Consider the following 23,023-nt stretch of genomic DNA (forward strand, 5'->3'; position numbering starts at 1 on the left):
CCTAGCCCTCGGCCAGTTTCAAGCCGGCCACACACGCTACCAGCCCCGTGAGCAGCAATATCCGTACCAGGGACACCGGTTCGGCGCCGGTGGCCATGGCCCACACCGCGGTCGTGGCGGCCCCCACCGCGGTCCACACCGCGTAGCCGGTACCGACGGGGATCTCACGCAGCGCGTATGCGAGCCCACCCATGGAGGTAAAGCACGCGGCGAAGAAGACGAGCGTCGGCACCAGGCGTGTGAGCCCCTCTGAACGGCTCAGCGCGGTTGCCCAGACGGCCTCGAACAGGCCGGAACCGATCAAAATCAGCCAGGACATGTATGCCCCTTCCATGGGGCCGTCCCCGAGTGTTACCCATGGGCTCCGGGTCGTCCCGGGCAGCGCCAGGTTATCAGCGGTCCAAACAGAGGGAAGTAATCCATACAGAGAAAAGCGGTCCAGACGCGCCACACACCGAACCGGCCCACACGCGATTGGGGCCCGCCCACCGGGTGGTGGACGGGCCCCAATCGTGGTTGCTCATCGGCCGCGAGGGCCGAGGCGAGTGCCGCCTGTGCGGCCGAGGTCAGTTACCGGTCAGCTTCTCACGCAGCGCGGCGAGCGCCTCGTCGGAGGCCAGCGTGCCGGTGGCCTCGGGCTGAGCCGAGGAGAAGGAGGTGGCGTCCGCGGGGGCGGCGCTGCCGTCCTCCTGGTCCTCCTCCAGAGCGCGCGCGACCTGGGCCTTGTGGGCCTCCCACCGGGCCTGCGCGGCCGCGTACTCGGCCTCCCAGGCCTCGCGCTGCGCCTCGTAGCCCTCGAGCCACTCGTTGGTCTCCGGGTCGAAGCCCTCGGGGTACTTGTAGTTGCCGTTCTCGTCGTACTCGGCGGCCATACCGTACAGCGACGGGTCGAAGTCGTCGGAGTTCGGGTCGACGCCGTCGTTGGCCTGCTTGAGCGACAGAGAGATGCGGCGGCGGTCCAGGTCGATGTCGATGACCTTGACGAAGACCTCGTCACCGACCTTGACGACCTGCTCGGGCACCTCCACGTGGCGCTGAGCCAGCTCGGAGATGTGCACCAGGCCCTCGATGCCGTCCTCGACGCGCACGAACGCGCCGAAGGGGACGAGCTTGGTGACCTTGCCGGGCACGACCTGGCCGATGGCGTGCGTGCGGGCGAAGGCCTGCCACGGGTCCTCCTGGGTCGCCTTCAGCGACAGGGAGACGCGCTCGCGGTCGAAGTCGACGTCGAGCACCTCGACGGTGACCTCCTGGCCCACCTCGACGACCTCGGACGGGTGGTCGATGTGCTTCCAGGACAGCTCGGAGACGTGGACGAGGCCGTCCACGCCGCCCAGGTCCACGAAAGCGCCGAAGTTGACGATGGAGGAGACCACGCCGGTGCGCACCTGGCCCTTCTGCAGGGTCTGCAGGAAGTTGGTGCGAACCTCGGACTGGGTCTGCTCCAGCCAGGCGCGGCGGGACAGGACCACGTTGTTGCGGTTCTTGTCCAGCTCGATGATCTTGGCCTCGAGCTCGCGGCCAACGTAGGGCTGCAGATCGCGCACGCGACGCATCTCCACCAGGGAGGCGGGCAGGAAGCCGCGCAGGCCGACGTCGAGGATGAGGCCGCCCTTGACGACCTCGATGACGGTGCCGGACACGACGCCGTCCTCCTCCTTGATGCGTTCGATGGTGCCCCAGGCGCGCTCGTACTGGGCGCGCTTCTTGCTCAGCAGTAGGCGGCCCTCCTTGTCCTCCTTCTGGAGAACCAGGGCCTCGATCTCGTCGCCGACGGAGACAATCTCCTCGGGGTCGACATCGTGCTTGATCGACAGTTCGCGAGCGAGGATGACGCCCTCGGTCTTGTAGCCGATGTCAAGCAGGACCTCATCGCGGTCCACCTTGACAACGGTGCCCTCGACGATGTCGCCGTCATCGAAGTACTTGATGGTCTCGTCGACGGCGGCGAGGATCTCCTCGGTCGAGCCGATGTCGTTGACGGCGACCGGGGCGGGGCTGGGCGTGGTTGTGGTCATTGAGTGGTTGCTCCGAATATGGACAGAAGGGTCGGGTCAGTAGATTCCACACGTCCCCCGCCGCACGGGCCGGCCCGGACCGGCACCGCACCACGGTTGGGTGCCGCGAACGGCGCCCAGGGGCGTGCGCGTCAGACCATACCAGCACGTTCCCAATCCGTGACTTGTAGGCGGGTCACAAACCGTGCCCGCATTTGCGTGGAATACCTCACGCCGTACTCCTGAAACACGCCCACGGCGAAGGATCAGTGGGCAGCGTCACGCCAGGTGGCGCCGCGTCCCACGGACACGTCCAGGGGCACGGACAGTTCGGCCGCCCCGCTCATGCGCGTGCGCACCAGCTCCTCGACGGCGTCGGCCTCCCCGGGAGCGACCTCCAGCAGCAGCTCGTCATGGATCTGCAGCAGAATGCGCGAGCGCAGGCCGGCGGCGACCAGGCTCTCGGCGACGTCAACCATGGCCTGCTTAACGATGTCGGCGGCGCTGCCCTGGATGGGGGCGTTCAGGGCGGCGCGCTCGGCCATCTCCCGGCGCTGCCGATTGTCGCTGTTCAGGTCCGGCAGGTAGCGGCGGCGACCGAACATGGTTTCGGTCCATCCATCGCGGCGCGCCTGCTCGACCACGTGCTCCAGGTAGTCGCGCACGCGGCCGAAGCGGGCGAAGTACGCCTCCCGCAACGCGGCCGCCTCGGCGGTGTCCACACCCAGCTGCCGGGCCAGCCCGAAGGTGGACAGCCCATAGGCCAGCCCGTAGCTCATGGCCTTGACGTGGCTGCGCTGCTGGGGGGTGACCTCGTCGACGCCGATGCCGTGCACCATGGCTGCGACGTAGCGGTGCAGGTCCTCCCCGGAGCGGAATGCCTCGATCAGGGCGGCGTCGCCGGACAGGTGCGCCATGATGCGCATTTCGATCTGGGAGTAGTCGGCCGTCAGCAGGCACTCGTAGCCGGCCCCGACGGTGAAGGCCTCGCGGATGCGCATGCCCTCCTCGGTACGGGCGGGAATGTTCTGCAGGTTCGGGTCGGTGGAGGACAGCCGGCCGGTGGCGGCGATGGTCTGCTGGAAGGTGGTGTGGATGCGACCGTCGGGGAGGATGGCCTTGCGCAGCCCCTCCACGGTCTGGCGCAGCTTGATGGCGTCGCGGTGCTCGAGCAGGTGCTCCAGGAACGGGTGACTGGTCTTGGCGTACAGGGAGGCCAGCGCGTCGGCGTCGGTGGTGTAGCCGGTCTTGGTACGGCGGGTCTTGGGCATCTTCAGTTCGTCGAAGAGCACCGTCTGCAGCTGTTTGGGGCTGGAGAGGTTGAGTTCGTGCCCGGCGGCGGCGAAGGCACCCTCGGCGGCGTGGGTGACGCGGGCGTCCAGTTCGGTCTCGCGCGCGGCCAGGACGTCGTCGTCGACGGCGATGCCGGCGTCCTCCATTTGCGTCAGGGTGGCGGCCACCGGCATCTCCAGGTCGGTGAACAGTTCCAGCACGCCCCGCCGGCGCATCTGCTCCTCCAGAGCCCGCTGCAGGGGCAGCAGCACGGCGGCGCGGCGCGCGGCGGCCAGCGCCGCGGCCGCCGGGGCGTCGCCGGCCAGGGAGTCCAGGTCGAAGGCGGTCTGCGGCTGGTCGTCGGGCGCGGCGGCCAGCGCCTCCAGGTCGATGCCGAGCCACCGTTGCGCCAGCGAGCCGACGTCGTAGGAGCGCTGTTCGGGGCGGCACAGGTAGCCGGCGAGCGACGGGTCGGCCACCACCCCGTCCAGGTCGATGCCGCGTGCGTGCAGGGCGTGCCAGGACCCCTTGGCGTCGGCCACAACCTTGGGGCGGTCGGCGTCGGTGAGCAGGGAGAAGAGGGCCCGTTCATCGGTGGGGTCGAGCAGGGACAGGTCCGCGACCAGGGCGACGACGCCGTCGGAGACGGCGACCATGGTCGCGTCCCCCCGGCCGGGGTGCAGGGTGCCGACCACGTCCAGCCCGAGCGAGCCGCCCTCGCCCGAGGGCAGGTTCGTCTCCAGCCAAGCGGCAACGTCGCCCGGGTCGACGTCATGCCCGACGGCGGCGATGCGCAGATCCTCCAGGCGGGCGGCGGGCGAGTCGGGGTCACCGGGCCGATCGGCGGCGTCGGCGAAGGGCAGGACTCGCTCGGAGCGCTGCTGGAGGTTGCGGAACTCCAAAGCGTCCATGATGCGGGCGAGTTCCTCCCGGTTGGCTCCGGTGAGCTTGAGGTCGACGGCGGGGTCGAGTCCCAGGTCCAGGTCGGTGAGCAGATGGTTCAGGCGGCGGTTGCGCACCACGTCGTCGAGGTGGTCGCGCAGGGACTGGCCGGCCTTGCCCTTGATCTGGTCGGCGTTGGCGATGACCCCCTCGAGTCCGTCATACAGGCGGATCCACTTGGCGGCGGTCTTGGGGCCAACCCCGGGGACGCCCGGCAGGTTGTCGGAGGTCTCGCCTACCAGCGCGGCCAGGTGCGGGTAGCGCTCGGGGGTGACGCCGTAGCGTTCCTCCACCTCGGCGGGGGTCATGCGCCGCAGCGTGGACACGCCCTTGATCGGGTACAGCACGGTGCAGTGCTCGGTGACCGTCTGGAAGGAGTCGCGGTCCCCGGAGCACACCAGCACCTCCATGCCCTCGTGCTGCCCCTGAGCGGCCAGGGTGGCCAGGATGTCGTCCGCCTCGTATCCGGGGGAGGTCACGGTGGGGACGCCCATGGCGTTCAGCACGTCCTGCAGTAGTTCCACCTGTCCGGCGAAGGCGGGCGGGGTCTCATCGCGGGTGCTCTTGTACTCGGCGTACTCGCGGGTGCGGAAGGTGCCACCGGGCAGGTCGAAGGCAACCGCGACGTGAGTGGGCTGCTCCTGCTCCAGCAGGGACAGGAACATGGACACGAAGCCGTACACCGCGTTGGTGGACTGGCCGGTGGTGGTGGTGAAGTTCTCGACCGGCAGGGCGTAGAAGGCGCGGAAGGCCATGGAGTGCCCGTCGATCAGGAGGAGCGTTCCGGCGTCCGGGGCGGCGGGGCTGGTCTCAATGGTGCTCACCGTGACAGCCTAAGGGCATGTGCGAAAAGGAACCCGCATCCGGCGGCCCCGACGTGCCCGTGGCCTTCCCCGCCGCTTCCGTCCGCCCGTTCCCGGTGCCCAGGCCGGCCGGCTCCGCGGTTTCGGCCACCAGTGCGCTGGGAACTTCTGGACTGGCGGACGCGCAGGCCGGCACACTCATGTCGACCCTGCACATGGAGCTTCAGGAGCGTTCGGCCGAGCACACCGTGGCGCGCATGCCGGTGGACGGCGCCCGGCAGGTCACCGGGGTACTGCACGGCGGAGCCAGCGCCGCGCTGATAGAGACGGCCGCCTCCGTGGCGGCGCGGGAGAGCGCGCCCACCGGCACGGCCCCGGTGGGCACCGACCTGCAGGTCAGCCACCTGCGGCCGGCGCGACGCGGCTGGGTGACGGCGGTGGCCACCCCCCTGCACCGCGGTCGGCGCACCGCCGTTTACCGGGTGGAGGTCAGCGACGAGAGCGGACGCATCGTTGCGCACGGCACTCTGCGCTGCCTGTATGTGGAGGTCGACGGCGCCTGAACCGTCCGGGCCGTATCCCCGTCCGGACGCCGGCGGCCGTCCGTGACCGCGTTCAGGACTCCTTCTTGGCGCCCTTGGCGCCGCCGATCTGCTCGATCACGGCGTCGGCGACCTCACGCATGGTCAGGCGCCGGTTCATGGAGGTCTTCTGCAGCCAGCGGAAGGCCTCCGGTTCGCTCAGCCCCATCTGCTCCATGAGCAGGCCCTTGGCGCGATCCACGCGCTTGCGGGTCTCGAAGCGCTCCTGCAGATCGGAGATCTCCGCCTCCAGGGAGCGGATCTCGTCGTGGCGGGACATGGCGATCTCAATGGCGGGGATCAGTTCGGCCGGGGTGAAGGGCTTGACCACGTAGGCCATGGCACCGGCCGCACCGGCCCGCTCGACCAGCTCGGTCTGTGAGAAGGCCGTCAGCATCACGACGGCGCAGCCGTGCGCGTCGATGATGCGCTCGGCAGCCGTGATGCCGTCCAGCACGGGCATCTTCACGTCCATGACGCACAGGTCGGGCTCGTACTCGTCGGCGAGGCGAATCGCCTCCTCCCCGTTCGCGGCCTCGGCGACGACCTCGTAGCCGGCATCGGTCAGGGTCTCGACGATGTCCAGGCGGATGAGGGTCTCGTCCTCGGCGACAAGGACTCTGCGGGTTCGGGAAGTAGCGGACTCGTTGCTCACGGCTAAATCCTAGTATGCTCGGCGACGTTGCGAGGCCCGCGCGCCGCCCCGCGTGCGAGCGAGCACGCCTCCGTAGCCCAATTGGCAGAGGCATCCGACTCAAAATCGGAGTGTTGTGGGTTCGAGTCCCACCGGAGGTACCGACGCGCCCACTGGCGCTACTGGCCCCACCGCGCCGCCACGCCCGGGCCCCCTCATTTAACTGACAGGTCGTCAATCGTTCACAAATCGATCACGACAATTTAGGGTAGGCAGCACTAACTAAACCGTCCCGGGGTATTACCTAGGGACGGGTCTCCCTCAGCCCTGAAGGAGCCTCATGCACGTGCATTCCTACCCACGGCGCACCGTGATGCGAGCGGCCGCCGGAATCACCGCGGCCCTGCCCGTCATCCTGGCCGTCGGCGCCTGTTCCTCCCGCTCCGGCCAGGACGTGGCCGCCGAGGACGGCGCCACCCTGGCCGAGCCGATCGTCATCACCGACCAGCGCGACAAGACCCACACCTTCACCCGGCCGATCACCAGTATCGTCACCACGGTCATCCCCTCGCCTTCGATCCTCACCGCGATCGACCAGAGCTACGACCGCATCGACGGGGTCAACGAGTCCACTGTCAAACGCGACCGGGGCTCGGTGTTCGAGACGATGTTCCCTGCGGCGGTCTCGAACAACACTGTCGCCAACTCGGACTTCATCCCGAATGTGGAGGAGATCACCCGCATCAACCCCGACGTGGTCATCCAGTGGGCCGATCAGGGAGACTCCTCCACCTACATCGATCCCATTGAGGCCGCCGGGTACCCAGTGATCGGCCTGCGTTACGGCACGCAGGAGTACCTGGAGCAGTGGATCCAAATGTTCGCGGCCCTGCTGCAACGCCGGGACCGCGGCCAGCAGATCCTCCAGCGCATGCATGACACCATCGCCTCATTGGAGGCCTTCGCCGCCAAGCAGGACGCCTCGCCCACGGTTCTGTTCCTGCGCTCGGCCGGTGACTCCGGCTACAACGCCGGCATGAGCTCCACCCGCGGTTATATGAACACCTGGATGACGCTGTGCGGGGCCACGAACGTCGGCGCCGACATCGACTACTCGACCTCCAATGCCACCAGCGTGGAGCAATTACTCACCTGGGATCCGGAGATCATCTTCGTCTCCTCCATGACGGCCCTGACACCGGCGGACTTGTACGCCGACTCCGCCCTGTCCGAGCTGCAGGCCGTCAAGAATCACAGGGTGTACGCGGTCCCCTCCGGAGGCTTCTGGTGGGATCCGCCCAGCGCCGAATCGCATCTGACGATGATGTGGGCGGCCCAGGTCGCCTACCCGGACACCGCCACCTACGACCTGCGCGAGCAGATACGGGAGAACTACGAATTCCTCTACGGCTACTCCCTTTCGGAGGACGAGATCGACCAGATCCTGCGATTCGATGACAACGCCGAGGCACAGGGCTATGACCAGTTCTCCCGCTGAAGCCCCCTCCTCCGGGCGACACCGCTCGGGCATGCCCTGGCTGACCGTGGCCGTGATCGGGATGATCACGCTGACTGTGTGCCTGCTGGCGCTGGCTGCGGGCCGCTTCAGCATCCCGGTGGTGGAGGTGGCACGCATGCTGCTCGGCCGCGTGTTCCCGTTGGAGCGCACCTGGTACGCCCAGGAGGCGAGCATCGTGTTCGAGGTGCGACTGCCGCGGGTAGTCCTGTCCTTCCTGGTCGGTGCGGCCCTGGCGACGGCGGGAGCCGTGCTGCAATCGGTGTTCCGCAACCCGCTGGTGAGCCCGCAGGTGCTCGGCGTTTCCGCCGGCGCCTCCTTTGGCGGTGTGCTGACCATGGTGCTCGGGCTCGGTTCCGCCTGGTTGGTGGGTGGGGCCTTCCTGTTCGGGCTCGGGGCACTCGGGTGTGTGATGGCCTTCAGCCGCATCGTCTCCAGCGCGCCGCTGCTGATGATCGTGCTCGGCGGCGTGGTCATCAGCGCTCTGTTCAGCGCATTGACCTCGCTACTCACCTATGTCGCCGACCCGTACCGGGACCTGCCCGCCATCACGTTCTGGTTGCTCGGCTCCCTGGCAACAGCCGGCTGGGGCAGCGTACTCACGGCCCTACCACCGATCCTGCTGGGCGCACTCGCCGTCTTCCTGCTGCGCTGGCGGCTCAACATTCTGTCCCTCGGCGACGACGACGCCCGCGCCCTGGGTGTGCCTCCCGCTCCCTACCGCAATGCGGCACTGCTGGCGGTGGCCCTGCTGACGGCCGCAGCCATCTCCGTCTCCGGCGTGATCGGCTGGGTCGGGCTGCTCGTACCGCATCTGGCGCGCCTGCTCGTGGGCAGCGACAACCGCGTACTGCTGCCCGCCTCCTTCCTGCTGGGCGGCGGCTATCTGACCGCGGTGGACACGCTGGCCCGCTCGATCGCCTCGGTCGAGGTGCCGCTGGGCATCCTCACCGCGATCATCGGCGCCCCATTCTTCGTGGTCCTGCTGGTGCGATTCAGAAGGCGGGTGTGGCTCAGTGACTAGCACAACCGGCACAACAACAATCGAACCGGACTGCGCGAGCCACTCCACGACGGTGCTCGACGCCACCGGCCTCGGCTTCCGCTACGGACGCGGCGAGTGGATCTTCCGCGACGTCGACCTGCAGGTGGAGGCCGGGGAGGTACTGGCCGTACTGGGGCCGAATGCCCGTGGAAAGACCACACTGGTCACCTGCCTGGCCGGGTTGCGCAAGCCCACCAAGGGTGAGGTGATCCGGCGTGAGGTAGTCGGCTATGTCCCGCAGTCGCACGGCGCGGCGGCCGCCTTCTCCGTGCTCAACATGGTGTTGATGGGCCGGGCCCGATTCATACGCGCCTACGCCAGTCCGGGCCCCGCCGACCACGAGGCCGCCGCAGCGGCATTGGATCGCGTCGGCATCAGCCACCTGCGCGACCGCGACTACCAGGCCCTATCCGGCGGTGAACGGCAGCTGGTGCTCATCGCCCGCGCCCTGGCCACCGGCTGCCGGGCACTCGTCCTGGACGAGCCCGCCTCCGCCCTCGACCTGCGCAACCAGGCCCGCGTACTGGGCGTCCTGCACGCCCTGGCCGAGGACGGCATGGCCGTGGTGATGACCAGTCATCACCCGGAGCACGCCTTGCGGATCGCCGACCAGACCCTACTGATCGTGGACGCCGCTGACATTCGCGTCGGCGCCACCACCGAGCTGCTGACCGGCGCCACCCTCTCCTCCCTTTACGGCCTGCCGGTCGCCACCCCCGAAGTGAGCATCGGTGGTCTGTCGCAACGCGTCGTCGTCCCGGACTACGGCATACGTCGCCGTGATGCCGACTAGGCCGCCGACCGCCTACACACCATTGGAAGCAGACAAGCAGAACGGAGCTCACTCATGGCACATGACGAACCGCTTTGGCTCGTGCCCGCGCCCGAAGGACACTCCCCCACCATGGGGGCCGCCGCCGTGCCGGACGGATTTCGCCCCCTCGATCCCTACGACCTGGATGCCGCAGCACTGGCGCATACGCCCGGCATTCTCGTCTCCGGCATGTGCGACCAGCGTCACCTCGCCCGCTGGCGCGAACAGTTCGATGCGTTCCTGCACGCCGGCGGCCGCATGCTGGTCAACGGCCACGTCGTCGACCCGTGGGTGACCGGCCTGCCCAGATGGCGGCTGTTGGAATATCACGGCCCACGCGACCTGGGTATCACCCGCCTGGCCTCGCATCCGGTGTGGGACGGCATCGACGTCGATGAGCTGCTGTACCGCTCCGGGCCGTATATTCCCCGCACCCGTGATTCCCTGGAACAGTTCGGCGTGGCCGGCTTCTACGGTCGGGGATACCTGCTGGACCTGCCTGAGGATGTGACGATCATTAACGGTCTGGGGCCGCTGCGCGCGCCGATCGACGTGGAGATGCCGGTCGGCGAAGGTCGCGTAGTCGTGCACGCCGGCCTGGACCTGGCCATCTTCGCCCGTACCCCGGGAACCACGCTGACTCGATTCACCGACAACATCCGCAACTGGCTCGGAGGTGCAGTATGAACCCCACACCCACCATCGGTTTCGCCCACACCGGAACCGGATCACAGCTCAAGACCCTTGCCGACCCGGCGCTGCGCCCCTACCGGCCGGCGGACCTGTACCTGCCCGACGCGTCGGCCGCCGACTTCGCCGATCTCGACGTCCTGCTCGTCGCGGACCGCTCCCACCCCCGGATGCTTATGCGGCACGCCGCCGCCATGCGGGACGTCGCTGAACGCGGCGGTACGCTGATCGTCTTCGGGGAGAATTCCGTTCACGAATGGCTGCCGGACCTGCGATGGCAACCCCGAGCCACCAACTTCTGGTGGTGGCGCACCGGGGAGGACTCCGGCATGCGGCGTCGCAGCTTGGAACACCCCATCTGGGAGTACCTGTCCAAGCGCGCCGTGATCTGGCACCACCACGGCATCTTCCGATTGCCCGACGGCGCGGTGCCGCTGGTGGCACTGGAGGAGGACGGCCTTGAGGCGGGCGTGACCACCTTCTTGGACGAGTCCAGTACACCGGGCGCGATCCTGATTACAACCATGGACCCCTGCTATCACCACGGGGCGGGCTTCATGCCCGGCGCCACGCAACTGCTCTACTGCGTGCTGCGGTGGGCCGATGCCCGGTCCATCCGCGCAGCGTAACCGCACCGGGTCCGGCGTTCACACCCGGTAGTCGCTGCGCTCGCCCACCGTGTGGACGCGGATGGAGTTGGTGGAGCCGGGCGTGCCCGGCGGCATGCCGGCGACGATGATCACCTCGTCGCCCGGCTTGGCCAGGTGCTTGGCCTGCAGCACCTCATCCACCTGATCGACCATGTCGTCGGTGTGCTTGACCTCGGGCACCTCGTAGGTCTGCACGCCCCAGGAGACCGACAGCTGGTTGCGGGTGGAGCGCAGTGGCGTGAAGGCCAGCAGCGGGATGGTTGAACGCAGGCGGGACAGGCGGCGGGCGGTGTCACCGGACTGGGTGAAGGTCACCAGGTAGGTGGCGTCCAACTGCTCGCCCATCTCGGCGGCCGCCCGGGTGATGGCGCCGCCGCGGGTCTGCGGGTAGGAGCCCAGCGGGGCGATGCGCTCGCCGCCGTTCTCCTCCACGTTCTCGATGATGTTGGCCATGGTGCGCACGGCCTCGATCGGGTAGGCGCCCACGGAGGTCTCCCCGGAGAGCATGACGGCGTCGGCGCCGTCGAGAATCGCGTTGGCGCAGTCGGAGGCCTCGGCGCGGGTGGGGCGCGGGTTCTGGATCATCGACTCCAGCACCTGGGTGGCCACGATCACCGGCTTCGCGGCGCGCCGGGCCAGCTCGATGGCGCGCTTCTGTACCAGCGGCACAGCCTCCAGGGGCATCTCCACACCGAGGTCACCACGGGCCACCATGATGCCGTCGAAGGCGGAGACAATGTCCATCAGGTTCTCCACCGCCTGCGGCTTCTCGATCTTGGCGATCACCGGTATGCGCACGCCGACCTCGTCCATGATCTCGTGGACGTCCTTGATGTCCTCGGCGTTGCGCACGAAGGACAGGGCGATCAGGTCGGCGCCGATCTTGAGCGCCCAGCGCAGGTCCTCGCGGTCCTTCTCACTCAGAGCGGGCACGGACACGGCCATACCCGGCAGGTTGATGCCCTTGTGGTTGGACACGTACCCGGGCACCTCCACGCGGGTGACGACGTCGGTGTCGGTGACGGCGGTGACGCGGACGGCCACGTTGCCGTCGTCGATCAGCAGCCGGTCGCCGGGGCGGCAGTCACCGGGCAGGCCCTTGAAGGTGGTGGAGACGCGCTTGACGGTGCCCAGGACGTCGTCGGTGGTGATGGTGAACTCGTCGCCCTTGTTGAGCATGACCTTCTGGTCGTCCACGAAGTTGCCCAGGCGGATCTTCGGGCCCTGCAGGTCCACCAGGATCGCGACGGCGCGTCCCGAGGCCTCGGCGGCCGCGCGCACGCGGGCGATGACCTCCTCCTGGTCCTCGGCACGGCCGTGGGAACGGTTGATGCGGCATACGTTCATGCCGGCGTCGACGAGCGCCTGCACCTGCTCGGGTGAGTCGGTGGCGGGCCCCAGGGTGCATACGATCTTCGCTCTGCGCATGGGGCAAGCCTAAATGACTCTCCCTCCTACGACGAACCTCCCACGCGAGACACTTCGTCGCTGAGCGGTCGACGCGAAGTCACGATGAAGCAGACCAGTCCCACCAGGAAGATCAGGATGGAGGTCCACACGTTCAACCGCAGGCCGGCGATCAGCTGCGCCTCGTCGATGCGCAGGCACTCGATCCACACGCGGCCGGCCGTGTACACCATCACGTAGGCCCACAGCAGCCGCCCGCCCACGGCGCCGTCACGCTGCCGCAGCCTCCGCTCCAACCAAACCAGGAAGACGGCGCCGGCCAGGTTCCACAGCGCCTCGTACAGGAAGGTGGGGTGGAACAGGGTGTCGGAGGCATAGCCCGCCGGCAGATGCGCGTCGTCGATGCGCAGCCCCCACGGCAGGGTGGTCGGGGAGCCGAACAGCTCCTGGTTGAACCAGTTGCCCAGCCGGCCGATGGCCTGGGCCACCAGCAGTGTGGGGGCGACGGCGTCGGCGAACGGCGCCCACCGCAGCCCCCGGCGGTGCACCATCCAGGCGGCGGCCAGCGCGCCGAAGAAGATGCCGCCCCACACGCCCAGGCCGCCGCGCCAGATCTGCGGGATCAGCGCCGGGTTGCCGTACGCGCCGAAGTAGGCGTCCGGGGAGGTGACCACGTGGTACAGGCGGGCGCCGACGATGCCGGCCGGAACCGCCAGCAGGGCGACGTCCAGCACCTGGTCGGCTGCCCCGCCGACGGCGCGGTAGCGGCGGTCGCCCCACCACACGGAAACGAACACGCCGGCGAGGATGCACAGGGCGTAGGCGCGCAGGGGGAACGGTCCGAGATACCACACCCCGCAGGCGGGGCTGGGGATGGCGGCCGCGAGCATGGCGGCGGGGCTGAGCAGGGCTACGGGCACTTACGGCGCCTCTCGGTGGGTGGCGGGAAACAATGCCGGGTGGCTGCCGGCGGCAACCAGCTCGGCCACGAACTGTTGGGGGTCGGCGGAGCGGATGACGGCCTCGCCGACCAGTACGACGTCGGCGCCGGCGCGCGCATAGCTCATGACGTCGTGGGGGCCGCGCACGCCGCCGGTGGCGATCCGAGTAATGCCCGCGGGCAGCACCTCGGCGACCCGCTCGAAGCGGGAGCGGTCCACCTTGCGGGTCTCCGGGTCGCGGGCGTCGACGGCGATGAGGCGGGCACCGGACTGTGCGGCGGTGATGGCCTCGGCCCGCGAGTGAGCCTCGACAACGGCCACCATGCCCAGGGAGTGGGTGCGCTCGATCAGGGACTCAAGGATCAGGGGCTGCAGGCGGGCGTCGAGCATGAGCAGGTCGGCGCCGTGGGCGCGGGCCTCATGCACCTGGTAGGGGGTGACCACGACGTCGTTGACCAGCACGGGCACGTCCACGGCGGCGCGCACGGCATCCAGGTCGGCCAGCCGACCGTGGGAGCGGGCGGGCTCGGTGACCACGGAAACGCAGGCGGCCCCGCCGGCGGCGTAGAAGCCGGCCAGAATGGCCACATCCCCGACGCCGGACAGGTCCGCGAAGGTGGCAGTGGCGCGCTTGACCTCCGCTATCACCGAGACGGCCCGGCCCTCACCGTGCAGGGCGGCGACGGCGTCGCGGCAGGCGGGGGCGGCGCGCACGGCCTCCTTGAGCTGCGCCAGCGGGACGCGTCGTTCGCGCTGCGCCACGCAGGCGCGGGCCGTGGCGGCGAGCTCCTCGAAGGTGTTCACCGTCGGTCACCCCCTTACGTTTCTCAACCCTCATGGTTACCGGACGGGGCCGTACAGGCAAATCCGTCCCGGCTGGAGGGACGCTCCCCCACCACCGCGCCCAGGTCCCCGCCGGCCTGGAAGCAGGTGCGCGTGCCGGTGTGGCAGGCGGCCCCCACCTGGTCGACTTCAACCAGCAGGGCGTCGCCGTCGCAGTCCAGGGAGACGGCCTTGACGTACTGGTAATGGCCGGAGGTATCGCCCTTACGCCAGTACTCCTGGCGGGAGCGCGACCAGTAGGTCACGCGCCCCTCACTCAGGGTGCGGCGCAGGGCCTCATCGTTCATCCAGCCCACCATGAGCACCTCGCGGGTGTCGTACTGCTGGACGACGGCGGCCACCAGGCCGTTCGCGTCTCGCTTCAGGCGTGCGGCCAGTTCGGACGGCAGCGGGGAGGGCTCATTGGCCACGGCGTGGGACTCGGTCACGGGTGCCATTGTGGCACCCCTCCGGCGGGCTCCGGTGCCGCCGCTCAACGCACGGGGTGGCCGGCGGCGCGCAGCGCCTCCTTGGCCTGTCCGATGGTCATGGTGCCGTAGTGGAAGACGCTGGCGGCCAGCACGGCGTCCGCACCGTGGTCCGCGGCTGCCGCGAAGTCCTCGGGCCGCCCGGCACCTCCGGAGGCGATCAGCGGAATCCGCACCGCCCGGCGCACGTCATCGAGCATCTCCAGGTCGAAGCCGCCGGTGACGCCGTCGGCATCCATGGAGTTCAGCAGGATCTCGCCGGCACCGAGCTCGGCCGCGCGGGCCGCCCACTGCACCGCGTCGATGCCGGTGGAGCGAGTGCCGCCGTGAGTGGTGACCTCGTAGCCGGAGGGGGTGCTCACGCCGGGCGGGCAACGGCGGGCGTCCACCGACAGGACCACCACCTGGTTGCCGAAGCGGGAGGCGACCTCCGTCAGCAGCTCGGGACGGGCGATGGCGGCGGTATTGATGCCGACCTTGTCGGCGCCGGCCCGCAGCAGCCGGTCGACGTCGTCCACGCTGCGCACGCCGCCGCCGACGGTCAGCGGCACGAACACCTGCTCGGCGGTGTCGGCCACGACCTGCAACATGGTGGCGCGCCCCTCGGCTGAGGCCGACACGTCCAGGAAGGTGATCTCGTCGGCGCCCTGGGCGTCGTAGCGGGCGGCAAGCTCCACCGGGTCGCCGGCGTCACGCAGGCCGGTGAAGTTCACGCCCTTGACCACGCGGCCGTCCTTGACGTCCAGGCACGGGATCACACGTACGGCAACACTCATGTCTACTGCTCCTCCTTGCCGGCGGGTGCGGCCGCGGCGGGCTGTGCCGCGCCGGGGCTCGGGGTTACGCGTACCACGCCGTCGGCGGTGGGCGTGGCCTGCGGGCTGGGGGCGGCGGTGGCGTCGGTGAGAGTGCCGTCGGCTACGACGGCGAGGATGTCGATGACCACGGCCAGGGCGTCGTCGCCGGCGGCCTGGTCCGCCGGCAGCACCAGCACGATGCGACTGCCAACGGTGGCATCCACCAGCTGTTGAGCAAGGCCGGACATGGTGTCGGACATGTCGATGATGCCGGGGACGGTGGTGGCGCCGTAGCTGGAGGTGCGCAGGCTGTTGTCGGACCAGTTGGCGAAGGCGTAGCGGGCGACGATGACGTCGCCGGAGTTGATCTGCTGCCCGGTGCCGGCCACCAGCACACTCGCGGCGGCCCGGGTGGGGGCGTCCAGATCCTGCACGGACAGGGAGACGGTGCCGTCGTCGGCGAAGGCGACGGTGGGCATGCCCGCGGCGGGGGCTCGCTCCTCGCCGGACGCGGTGGTGGGCAGCACGTCGACGACGGTGATCTCGGTGGCCACGGCGCCGTCGTCCGCGGAGACGGGGGCGCGCAGCACCAGGCGGGAGCCCTCGGTGGCGCCGGTGACCGTATCGGCCAGCACGTCGCCGAGAGAGGCGGCGTCGACGGTGCCGCGGTAGATGCGCGCACCGGTGGAGGTGCCGGTGGTGTTTTCACCGCTGGTCCCGGAGAAGGTGGAGACGGACAGCAGCACGGCGTCGCCGGTGGCGAGGGTGCGGCCGTCCCCGGTGACCAGCGTGTCGGTGGTGACGGCGGTGGCGGGGGCCAGGGGGGCGAGCAGGGAGACGACGGGGACGGCGCCGACCCGGCCGGCGACCTCGAGCACCGCCTCGATGGGTGCGTCGGCGGCGGTCGGCTGCCCGGTGGCGACGATTGTCGGGGTGTCGCCGTGGCCGAGGCGGGAGACGACGACGGGCACCAGCACGATGGCGGCCACGACGATGGCCGCCAGCACGACGGCGGCGTGTCCACGGGGACGGGGGCGGCCCAGGGCGGCACCGATGGCGCGCTGAGCACCGGTGATGGCCGGCGGCTCCTCGGGCTCCGGCTCGGGCTCCGGCGGCGGAGGTGGAGCGGGCACGGCGGGCGCATTGCCCTCACGCTCGCGGGCACGTTCCCTTTCCCGCTCGCGGGCACGCTCCCTTTCCCGCTCGCGCAGCTGGCGGCGGGTCAAGGGCTTGCCGTCCGGCCCGAGGGCCGGCAGCGGCGTGGTGTCGTCGGCGTGAGAAGTCATGGGCTGGTAACGAGTATGCCAGAGCGCGGCGGCTCGGGCTCGTCCATGGCGGCCAGCAGCGCATCCACCCGCGCGTCCACGGCGGCGAAGGGATCGCGCAGGGCGACGGGGCGGGTGTGTCCGTCGTCGAGCTTGAGGTTGACCCAGTCCACCGACAGGTCGCGGCGCAGCTCCTCGGCACGGGCCACGGCGGTGCCCCGCAGGTGCGCGCGGGTGGTGGCCGGCGGCGTGTCGACGGCGGCACGGCAGGCGGGCTCGTCCACGATGCGCTTGAGCAGTCCGGCGGTCTCCAGACGCAGGCGCAGTCCGTCGGTCGGGTCGACGTCGTGGTAGGCCAGGGCCAGGCGGGCCACCCGCGGATCGTCCAGACCGGTGCCGGCGCGCTGCGCGTAGCGGGTCAGCAGCTGCTGCTTGGCGGCCCAGTCCAGTTCGGTCGCCACCAGCGCCGGGTTGCCGGTGCGCACGGCCTCCAGGCCGCGCTCCCACAGCTCCAGCACGCACCGATGTGCGTCGGTCAGGTCCAGTTCGGCGTCGACGTGGGCGCGCACGCGCTCCAAGTGCTCGGACTGCAGCTCGACGGGGGTGATGGTGCGTCCGTCCGCCAGCTCGAGCAGCACGGTGCCGGTCAGGTCGTGGCAGGTGTCGCGGATGGCCCGCATGGGGTTGGCCAGGCGCAGGTCGGACAGGTCGCCGCCGCCCTCCAGGTAGTCCAGGAGCAGGTCCATGGCCCCGACCTTGAGCAGGGTGGAGCCCTGGGCGATGTTGGAGTCCCCCACGATCACGTGCATGCGCCGGTACTTCTCGGCGTCCGCATGCGGCTCGTCGCGGGTGTTGATGAGCGGACGGGAGCGGGTGGTGGCCGAGGAGACGGCATCCTCCATCTGGTCGGCGCGCTGGGAGAAGACGTAGCGGGCGGGGCGCTTCCCGGCCGGGTCGGTGAGGATGTGGCCGGCACCGACCAGGATCTGCCGGGTGACCAGGTGGGGTACCAGGGTGCGGGCGTCGTTCCAGTAATCGCCGCGGCGGCGCACCAGGTAGTTCTCGTGGCAGCCGAAGCCGGCGCCCTCGGCGTCGAGGTTGTTCTTGAGCAGGTGGATGCGGCCGGGCACGTCCTGGGCGGCCAGGCGCGCGTTCGCCTGCGCGGCCAGATCGGCCATGGTCAGCTCACCGGCCCGGTCCTGGGCGAGCAGGTCCGTGAGGCTGTCGCATTCGGCGGTGGCGAACTCGGGATGGGAGCCGACGTCCAGGTACAGGCGGGCGCCGCCGCGGGTGAACACGTTGGAGGAGCGGCCGCGGGCGATCAGGGGGGCGAACAGCTCCCGGGCGGCGTGGTCGGCGTCCAGCGGCGGCGGGCCGCCGGCCGTGGAGGCGCAGGTGATGCCGTACTCGGTTTCGACGCCGATGATCCGCCTGACGGGGGCGCGCCGGGCGGTGGGGGCGGCCGGGGAGGCCGTCACTCTCACTGCCCGCCCTTCTGTACGAAGCCCTGGACGAAGGCGGCGGCGTTGGTCTCCAGGACGGCGTCGATCTCGTCGAGGATGTCGTCAACACCGGCGGCCTGCGTCTGGCCGGAGCCGGCGGCCGGCGCCGGGTCGGGGGCGGCGGGCTCGGGAGTGGGTTGGATCTGCTCGTTGAGGCTCATGCGCGTGACTGACTTCCTGATTCTTCCGGTTCCGCGGGGGTGACGGCGTCTTGGACGGCGCCCAGGATACGTGCCGACTCGGCTTCCGATACCGCCACGGCGTCGGGCAATGGCAGGCGCAGCAGCTGCGCGCGCCCGGGCACGTCCAGCACCAGGCTGGTCCAGGAGGCGGCGACGACGGCGGCGTGGTTGGCCACCGCAGTGCCGCGGACGGCGGCGCGCGTGCCGGCGGGCGGCCGGTCGGCGGCGGCCTCCACCTCGGCGTCGGTGACCAGGCGGCGGGTGTGGCCGGCGGCAATGAGCTTCTCGGCCAGCCCGCGGCCGGCACGCAGGTCGGCCCACTGAATGTCGGCGGCGGCCAGACGCGGGTCGTCCCAGCCGGTGCCGGCTCGCTCGCGTAGGCGCTCGCACAGCTGCAGTTTGGCGACCCATTCGACCAGCTGTGCGGCCCGAGCGGTGGCCTGTGGCTGGGCGGGGGTGCCGTGAGCGGCGGCGTAGGCGTCCAGCGCCTCCAGGGTCTCGTCCCATAGGGCTAGCGCCTGGGCGGTTTCGGCGCCGACGTGTTCGGCGTCGATGCCGCCGTAGTCCTCCTCCAGGGCGGCGGTGATGGCCTGCAGGTGGGCGCGCTGGATCTCCAGTGCGGTCAGGCGGCCGCGGGCGGTGGCGAGCGCGTAGGTGAGCGTCGGGTCGTGGGACATGGCCCAGTGCTCCTCCACCGGGTCGGCGGTGATGCGCAGGTCGGCCAGCGCCCCCAGGCCCTGGCCGCGGTCGTGGGCGCGCTCCAGGTACCACAGCAGCAGGTCGGTGCTGGCGACCTTCAGATAGGTGGGCACGTCGAAGCGGTTGGCGTCCCCGTTGATCACGTGCAGGCGCCGGAAGCGGGCGGCGTCGGCGTGCGGCTCGTCGCGGGTGTTGACGATGGGACGATTGAAGGTGGTTTGCAGGGCGATGTCTGTGCCCACGTAGTCGGCGCGCTGGCTGATCTGGAAGCCGGGGCGTTCGCTGCGCTGCCCGATGCCCACCCGGCCGGCCCCGGCGAATACGGGTCGGGTCACCAGGAAGGGGATCAGGGCGGCGGCCAGCGTGTCGAAGGGCAGGTCCCGGCGCACCAGGTAGTTCTCGTGGGAGCCGTACGCGGCGCCCTTGCCGTCGACGTTGTTCTTGTACAGAACCACCTCGGCGGGGGTGTCCTGCGACAGTCCCGTGTCTCCTGCACCCCGGGCCAGCGCCGTCATGGCGCGGCGGGCGATCACCTCCCCGGCCCGGTCCCACACCAGGGCGTCGTGGGGAGTGAGTACCTCCGGGGAGGAGTACTCGGGGTGGGCGTGGTCCACGTATAGGCGGGCGCCGTTGGCGAGCACCGCGGTGGTGGCCTGAGGCAGGGCGGCCTCGGCGGCGCTGGGACGCGGGCGCGTGCCCCATGGGGCCGGCGGGACGTCGCCGGAGGGCGCAGGGCGGTCGGGGTCGTCGGTCAGTTGGCTGGGGTGGGCGGCGGCCCGCTCCAGGCGGCCGCCGCGCAGGTCGGCGAGCGGGTCCTCCCCCTCGTAGTCCCAGCGGACGGCCTGCCGCGTGCCGGCATCGGGGCGGGCGGCCGCCCCATAGGCGGACACGATGCGGCTGGCCATGACCACCGCGTTGGCGTAGGGGTTGCCCGGCTCAAGCACCCCGAATTCGGTCTCCAGGCCGACGGGGCGCCGTACCGGAGTGAACTGGCTGGGCTCGGGCACGCTCATGCGTTCTCCTGTCGGTTTGTGGCGGTCGTGTCAGTCAGGCGGCGCACCGCGCGCACCATCTCACCGCGGTGGCCGACGACGCGGGCCGCCGCCTCGGGGGCGGTGGCGGCGGTGATCTCCTCGTTCTGCTGGGCCTCGACGGCGACCGCCGCGCGCAGCCGCTCGGTGGACAAGCCGCCGTCCCCGCCGGCCAGCTCGTCCTTGATGGCGGCGGTCTTGGCGCGGGCGACGACGGCGGCGAGCATCGCGCCGGAGACGAAGTCGGCCAGGTACAGGGTCTCGCGCCGCCCGGAGACGTAGGTCAACTCCAGCACCGCCCGCTCGGGGATGCGTGCGTACAGGTCGGCGACGACGGCGCGGCGCATGGCCGCCGCGGCGACCTCCCGGTCGCCTCCGGCCGCAGCCAGTTCCGCCGGATCCAGGGGCAGGTCGGCCCGCAGGTGCTTGCCGAGGATCTCCTGCGCCCCGACGGCGTCGGGGCGGTCGATGCGGATCTTCACGTCGAAGCGGCCGGGCCGCAGGATCGCCGGATCGATCATGTCCTCCCGGTTGGAGGCGCCGATGATGACCACATTGTTCAGCGACTCGACGCCGTCGATCTCGGTGAGTACCTGCGGCACGATCATGGTCTCCACGTCGGAGGAGACACCGCTGCCACGGGTGCGGAACAGGGCCTCCATCTCATCGAAGAAGATCACCACGGGCCGGTCCTCGGCGGCGACCTTGCGGGCCTGGTCGAAGATGGCGCGGATCTGCCGTTCGGTCTCGCCCACGAACTTGCTCAGCAGCTCCGGGCCCTTGATGTTCAGGAAGGCGGCGTCGTGGACGCCGGCGCCCGTCGAGCGGGCCAGGGAGGTGGCGACCGCCTTGGCGATCAGGGTCTTGCCGCAGCCGGGCGGACCATACAGGAGCATGCCCTTGGGGGCCTGCAGCCCGTAGGCGCGGTACAGCTCGGGATGCGCGAAGGGCAGTTCGAGGGAGTCGCGGATCTGCTGAATCTGCGGGCCCAGGCCGCCGATGTCGTCCCAGGACACGTCCGGGGTTTCGGCGACGACCAGCTGCTGGACGCTGGTGCGGGCGATGCGGGCGGTTACCAGGTCCGCGCGCAGGTCGGCGGCGAGCGTGTCGCCGGGCCGCAGCGCGTCGGCGTCGAGGTGCCCGGCCAGCCGCACCACGCGGGTGGCGCCGGAACCGGTCGTGACCAGGGCGCGGGCCGCGGGCACCGCGGTGCGCTCATCGGCCGCCGCGGCGTCGTCGCCGTCGGCCAGCACCTCGTCCAGGGTGACGGCCTCACCGGTGTCGGGCGCGGGCAGGGCGTCGACCACCAGCATCTGGTCGTTGACGGCCACGCGCTGCCCCACCCGCAGGTCGGCCGCCTGCAGATCGGGGTGAAGTCCCAGCCGCAGGTGACGTCCGCCCAGGGATACGTCGGCCTCGGCGGGGCCGGGCAGGCCCGTGAGCAGGCCGAGCGTGACGGGCGGGCGGGTGACGGCGTCGAGCTGGGTGCCGAGTTCCGCGATGCGTTCGCGGGCGGCGTTCAGGGCCGTTGCGAGGCGCTCGTTCTTGGCGGACAGGCTGATGGCCTCGGCGCGGGCCTCACGCAGCTGGTGGCTGGTGAAGTCGCGCGCCGGCATGCCCAGGGGTTGGGAGTCACTCATGTTCCGGCTCCTGTGGTTCGGGCAGGCCCGGCTGAACCGGGGTCGCGTCCTCGGGCTGCTTGGCCCGGCAGTCGCGCAGCACGCGGCGGACCTTGCGGTCGGTGCTGGTGCGCTCCCCCACGTCCTCGATGGTCCAGTAGCCGGCGTCGTCGTAGGCGCCGCGGGTGGGCGGGCGTTTACGGGTCAGTGGGGCGGAGTCGGCGGCGAGGCGGCGGGCGGAGATCAGGAAGCCGGTGTGGGCGACCATGCGGTGGTCGGGACGCACGGCCAGGCCGTCGACGTGCCAATTGCGTACCGCCGACTCCCAGGACTCGGGCTCGGTGAAGCGCCTGGACTGGCGCAGTGCCTCCACGGTGCGCGACAGCTGCGGGACCGTGGCGACGTAGGCGAGGAACACGCCGCCGGGCACCAGCGCACGGGCGGCGGCGTCGACGTTCTCCCAGGGGGCGAGCATGTCCAGCACCACCCGGTCCACGCTTGCCTCGGCGACGTGGGTGGCAACCACGTCGGCGAAGTCACCGGTGCGCAGCTCCCAGGCGGGGTGGTGGCGGCCGAACCAGGCGTCGACGTTGGAGGCGGCGATCGCCGCGAAGTCATGTCGCCGCTCAATGGACAGCAGGTGGCCGCCCTCCCCGATCGCGGACAGCAGGCTCATGGTCAGGGCACCGGAGCCCACCCCCGCCTCCAACACCCGGGCACCGGGAAAAATGTCCGCGAAGGCAATGATCTGGCCGGCGTCCTTGGTGTAGACGACCTGTGCGCCACGCGGCATGGACAGCACGTAGTCCGCCAGCAGCGGTCGCAGCAGCAGCAGCTCATGCCCGGACTCGGTGGTGATCACCGTGCCCTCATCGCGGCCGACCACGTCCCGGTGGTAGAAGCTGCCGCGCTGGGACTGGAAGTAGCCGCCGGGGTCGAGCACGAAGGTGTGCTTGCGGCCCTTGGAGTCGGTGACCTGCACGCGTTCGCCGTAGCGGAGGGGGCCGCGGCGCCCGGCCTGCCCCAGTACCTGCTGGGTGGCTACGCGCGGCTGCGCGGCGGGAGTGGTCTGCTCGCTCATCGCGTCCGAGTCTAATAAGCCCCGAAGACGGTGGCGTTACGCTGTTACCGGCGTCCCAACCGCGGGCGCCGACCCGGTTGCACGAATTGCACGGTCCGGAGGAAGTCCGGATGGCGCCGCTCCCCGAGGGGAAAACACAATCAGGCGCTCGTCACCGCGGTCCTGCGGAAATTCGGGCACGTGCCCGGCCGCGGGCCAAGGACTCCAGTTGCACCGGGTGCGTTTTTCGCACCCGTAGGAGTCCT

At 70.5% G+C, this 23,023-nt stretch carries 21 protein-coding genes and 1 tRNA gene; 7 read left to right on the forward strand and 15 right to left on the reverse strand.

Annotation, left to right across the window (positions count from 1 at the left end; genetic code table 11):
• Window position 1 precedes the first annotated feature (1 nt).
• The 3 genes from ACGLYG10_RS12285 to polA all read right to left on the reverse strand — a co-directional run bounded on the left by ACGLYG10_RS12285 (window position 2) and on the right by polA (window position 4,966).
• Complete coding sequence (locus ACGLYG10_RS12285) at window positions 2-319, reverse strand: DMT family transporter (RefSeq protein ID WP_073332455.1); 318 nt, start codon at window positions 317-319, stop codon at window positions 2-4.
• A gap of 247 nt (window positions 320-566) precedes the next feature.
• A complete protein-coding gene (gene rpsA, locus ACGLYG10_RS12290; protein ID WP_073332457.1) occupies window positions 567-2,018 on the reverse strand; it encodes a 30S ribosomal protein S1 in 1,452 nt (483 codons plus the stop codon).
• A 245-nt stretch (window positions 2,019-2,263) separates the two neighbouring features.
• On the reverse strand, window positions 2,264-4,966 hold the full coding sequence (polA, locus tag ACGLYG10_RS12295) for a DNA polymerase I (protein WP_139240989.1): 2,703 nt from the start codon (window positions 4,964-4,966) through the stop codon (window positions 2,264-2,266).
• A gap of 86 nt (window positions 4,967-5,052) precedes the next feature.
• Here polA and ACGLYG10_RS12300 point away from each other — a divergent pair, with 86 nt between their 5' ends.
• A complete protein-coding gene (locus tag ACGLYG10_RS12300) occupies window positions 5,053-5,577 on the forward strand; it encodes a PaaI family thioesterase (protein ID WP_073332462.1) in 525 nt (174 codons plus the stop codon).
• 52 nt (window positions 5,578-5,629) lie between these two features.
• On the opposite strand, the gene ACGLYG10_RS12305 is transcribed toward ACGLYG10_RS12300, so the two are convergent.
• Window positions 5,630-6,250, reverse strand: coding sequence for an ANTAR domain-containing response regulator (locus tag ACGLYG10_RS12305; RefSeq protein ID WP_073332465.1), 621 nt, complete (start codon window positions 6,248-6,250; stop codon window positions 5,630-5,632).
• Between the two features lie 66 nt (window positions 6,251-6,316).
• Between ACGLYG10_RS12305 and ACGLYG10_RS12310 the strand changes: the two genes are divergently transcribed.
• The 6 genes from ACGLYG10_RS12310 to ACGLYG10_RS12335 all read left to right on the forward strand — a co-directional run bounded on the left by ACGLYG10_RS12310 (window position 6,317) and on the right by ACGLYG10_RS12335 (window position 10,923).
• A tRNA-Leu gene (locus tag ACGLYG10_RS12310) sits at window positions 6,317-6,390 on the forward strand.
• A 179-nt stretch (window positions 6,391-6,569) separates the two neighbouring features.
• A complete protein-coding gene (locus tag ACGLYG10_RS12315) occupies window positions 6,570-7,727 on the forward strand; it encodes an ABC transporter substrate-binding protein (protein WP_073332467.1) in 1,158 nt (385 codons plus the stop codon).
• Window positions 7,708-8,769, forward strand: coding sequence for a FecCD family ABC transporter permease (locus ACGLYG10_RS12320; protein WP_073332470.1), 1,062 nt, complete (start codon window positions 7,708-7,710; stop codon window positions 8,767-8,769). Before ACGLYG10_RS12315 ends, ACGLYG10_RS12320 begins: the two co-directional genes overlap by 20 nt.
• On the forward strand, window positions 8,762-9,583 hold the full coding sequence (locus tag ACGLYG10_RS12325) for an ABC transporter ATP-binding protein (protein WP_211483023.1): 822 nt from the start codon (window positions 8,762-8,764) through the stop codon (window positions 9,581-9,583). The genes ACGLYG10_RS12320 and ACGLYG10_RS12325 overlap by 8 nt, the downstream gene beginning before the upstream one ends.
• Window positions 9,584-9,637: 54 nt before the next feature.
• Window positions 9,638-10,291 carry a hypothetical protein gene (locus ACGLYG10_RS12330; protein ID WP_073332473.1) on the forward strand — a complete coding sequence of 218 codons (654 nt, stop codon included), beginning with the start codon at window positions 9,638-9,640 and terminating at the stop codon, window positions 10,289-10,291.
• Window positions 10,288-10,923 (forward strand): hypothetical protein, encoded by a 636-nt coding sequence (locus ACGLYG10_RS12335; RefSeq protein ID WP_073332475.1) that lies wholly within the window; start codon window positions 10,288-10,290, stop codon window positions 10,921-10,923. The genes ACGLYG10_RS12330 and ACGLYG10_RS12335 overlap by 4 nt, the downstream gene beginning before the upstream one ends.
• Window positions 10,924-10,941: 18 nt before the next feature.
• Here ACGLYG10_RS12335 and pyk read toward each other — a convergent pair whose 3' ends face one another.
• Genes pyk through ACGLYG10_RS12390 form a run of 11 tightly spaced genes read right to left on the reverse strand, consistent with a single transcriptional unit; the run spans window position 10,942 to window position 22,778 of the window.
• Window positions 10,942-12,372 (reverse strand): pyruvate kinase, encoded by a 1,431-nt coding sequence (gene pyk / locus ACGLYG10_RS12340; protein WP_073332478.1) that lies wholly within the window; start codon window positions 12,370-12,372, stop codon window positions 10,942-10,944.
• A 26-nt stretch (window positions 12,373-12,398) separates the two neighbouring features.
• On the reverse strand, window positions 12,399-13,241 hold the full coding sequence (gene lgt / locus ACGLYG10_RS12345; protein ID WP_073332745.1) for a prolipoprotein diacylglyceryl transferase: 843 nt from the start codon (window positions 13,239-13,241) through the stop codon (window positions 12,399-12,401).
• Window positions 13,242-13,271: 30 nt separating this feature from the next.
• Window positions 13,272-14,096: an indole-3-glycerol phosphate synthase TrpC gene (locus tag ACGLYG10_RS12350; RefSeq protein WP_073332480.1), complete on the reverse strand. Its 825-nt coding sequence runs from the start codon at window positions 14,094-14,096 to the stop codon at window positions 13,272-13,274.
• A gap of 23 nt (window positions 14,097-14,119) precedes the next feature.
• Entirely contained in the window at window positions 14,120-14,563 is a 444-nt protein-coding gene (gene hisI, locus ACGLYG10_RS12355) for a phosphoribosyl-AMP cyclohydrolase (protein ID WP_234416164.1), read from the reverse strand.
• A 44-nt stretch (window positions 14,564-14,607) separates the two neighbouring features.
• Window positions 14,608-15,378, reverse strand: a complete 771-nt coding sequence (hisF, locus tag ACGLYG10_RS12360) for an imidazole glycerol phosphate synthase subunit HisF (protein WP_073332486.1) — start codon at window positions 15,376-15,378, stop codon at window positions 14,608-14,610.
• Between the two features lie 2 nt (window positions 15,379-15,380).
• Window positions 15,381-16,685, reverse strand: a complete 1,305-nt coding sequence (locus ACGLYG10_RS12365; protein WP_073332489.1) for an FKBP-type peptidyl-prolyl cis-trans isomerase — start codon at window positions 16,683-16,685, stop codon at window positions 15,381-15,383.
• Window positions 16,682-18,148, reverse strand: a complete 1,467-nt coding sequence (gene pafA / locus ACGLYG10_RS12370; protein ID WP_244542677.1) for a Pup--protein ligase — start codon at window positions 18,146-18,148, stop codon at window positions 16,682-16,684. The genes ACGLYG10_RS12365 and pafA overlap by 4 nt, the downstream gene beginning before the upstream one ends.
• Window positions 18,145-18,327: a ubiquitin-like protein Pup gene (locus ACGLYG10_RS12375; RefSeq protein WP_073332495.1), complete on the reverse strand. Its 183-nt coding sequence runs from the start codon at window positions 18,325-18,327 to the stop codon at window positions 18,145-18,147. The genes pafA and ACGLYG10_RS12375 overlap by 4 nt, the downstream gene beginning before the upstream one ends.
• On the reverse strand, window positions 18,324-20,060 hold the full coding sequence (dop, locus tag ACGLYG10_RS12380) for a depupylase/deamidase Dop (RefSeq protein ID WP_073332498.1): 1,737 nt from the start codon (window positions 20,058-20,060) through the stop codon (window positions 18,324-18,326). The genes ACGLYG10_RS12375 and dop overlap by 4 nt, the downstream gene beginning before the upstream one ends.
• Window positions 20,057-21,718 (reverse strand): proteasome ATPase, encoded by a 1,662-nt coding sequence (gene arc, locus ACGLYG10_RS12385; RefSeq protein WP_073332501.1) that lies wholly within the window; start codon window positions 21,716-21,718, stop codon window positions 20,057-20,059. The genes dop and arc overlap by 4 nt, the downstream gene beginning before the upstream one ends.
• Window positions 21,711-22,778 carry a tRNA (adenine-N1)-methyltransferase gene (locus ACGLYG10_RS12390; protein WP_073332504.1) on the reverse strand — a complete coding sequence of 356 codons (1,068 nt, stop codon included), beginning with the start codon at window positions 22,776-22,778 and terminating at the stop codon, window positions 21,711-21,713. The genes arc and ACGLYG10_RS12390 overlap by 8 nt, the downstream gene beginning before the upstream one ends.
• Between the last annotated feature and the right edge of the window lie 245 nt (window positions 22,779-23,023).

It is taken from the genome of Actinomyces glycerinitolerans (genome assembly GCF_900098745.1).
Classification (GTDB): domain Bacteria; phylum Actinomycetota; class Actinomycetes; order Actinomycetales; family Actinomycetaceae; genus Actinomyces; species Actinomyces glycerinitolerans.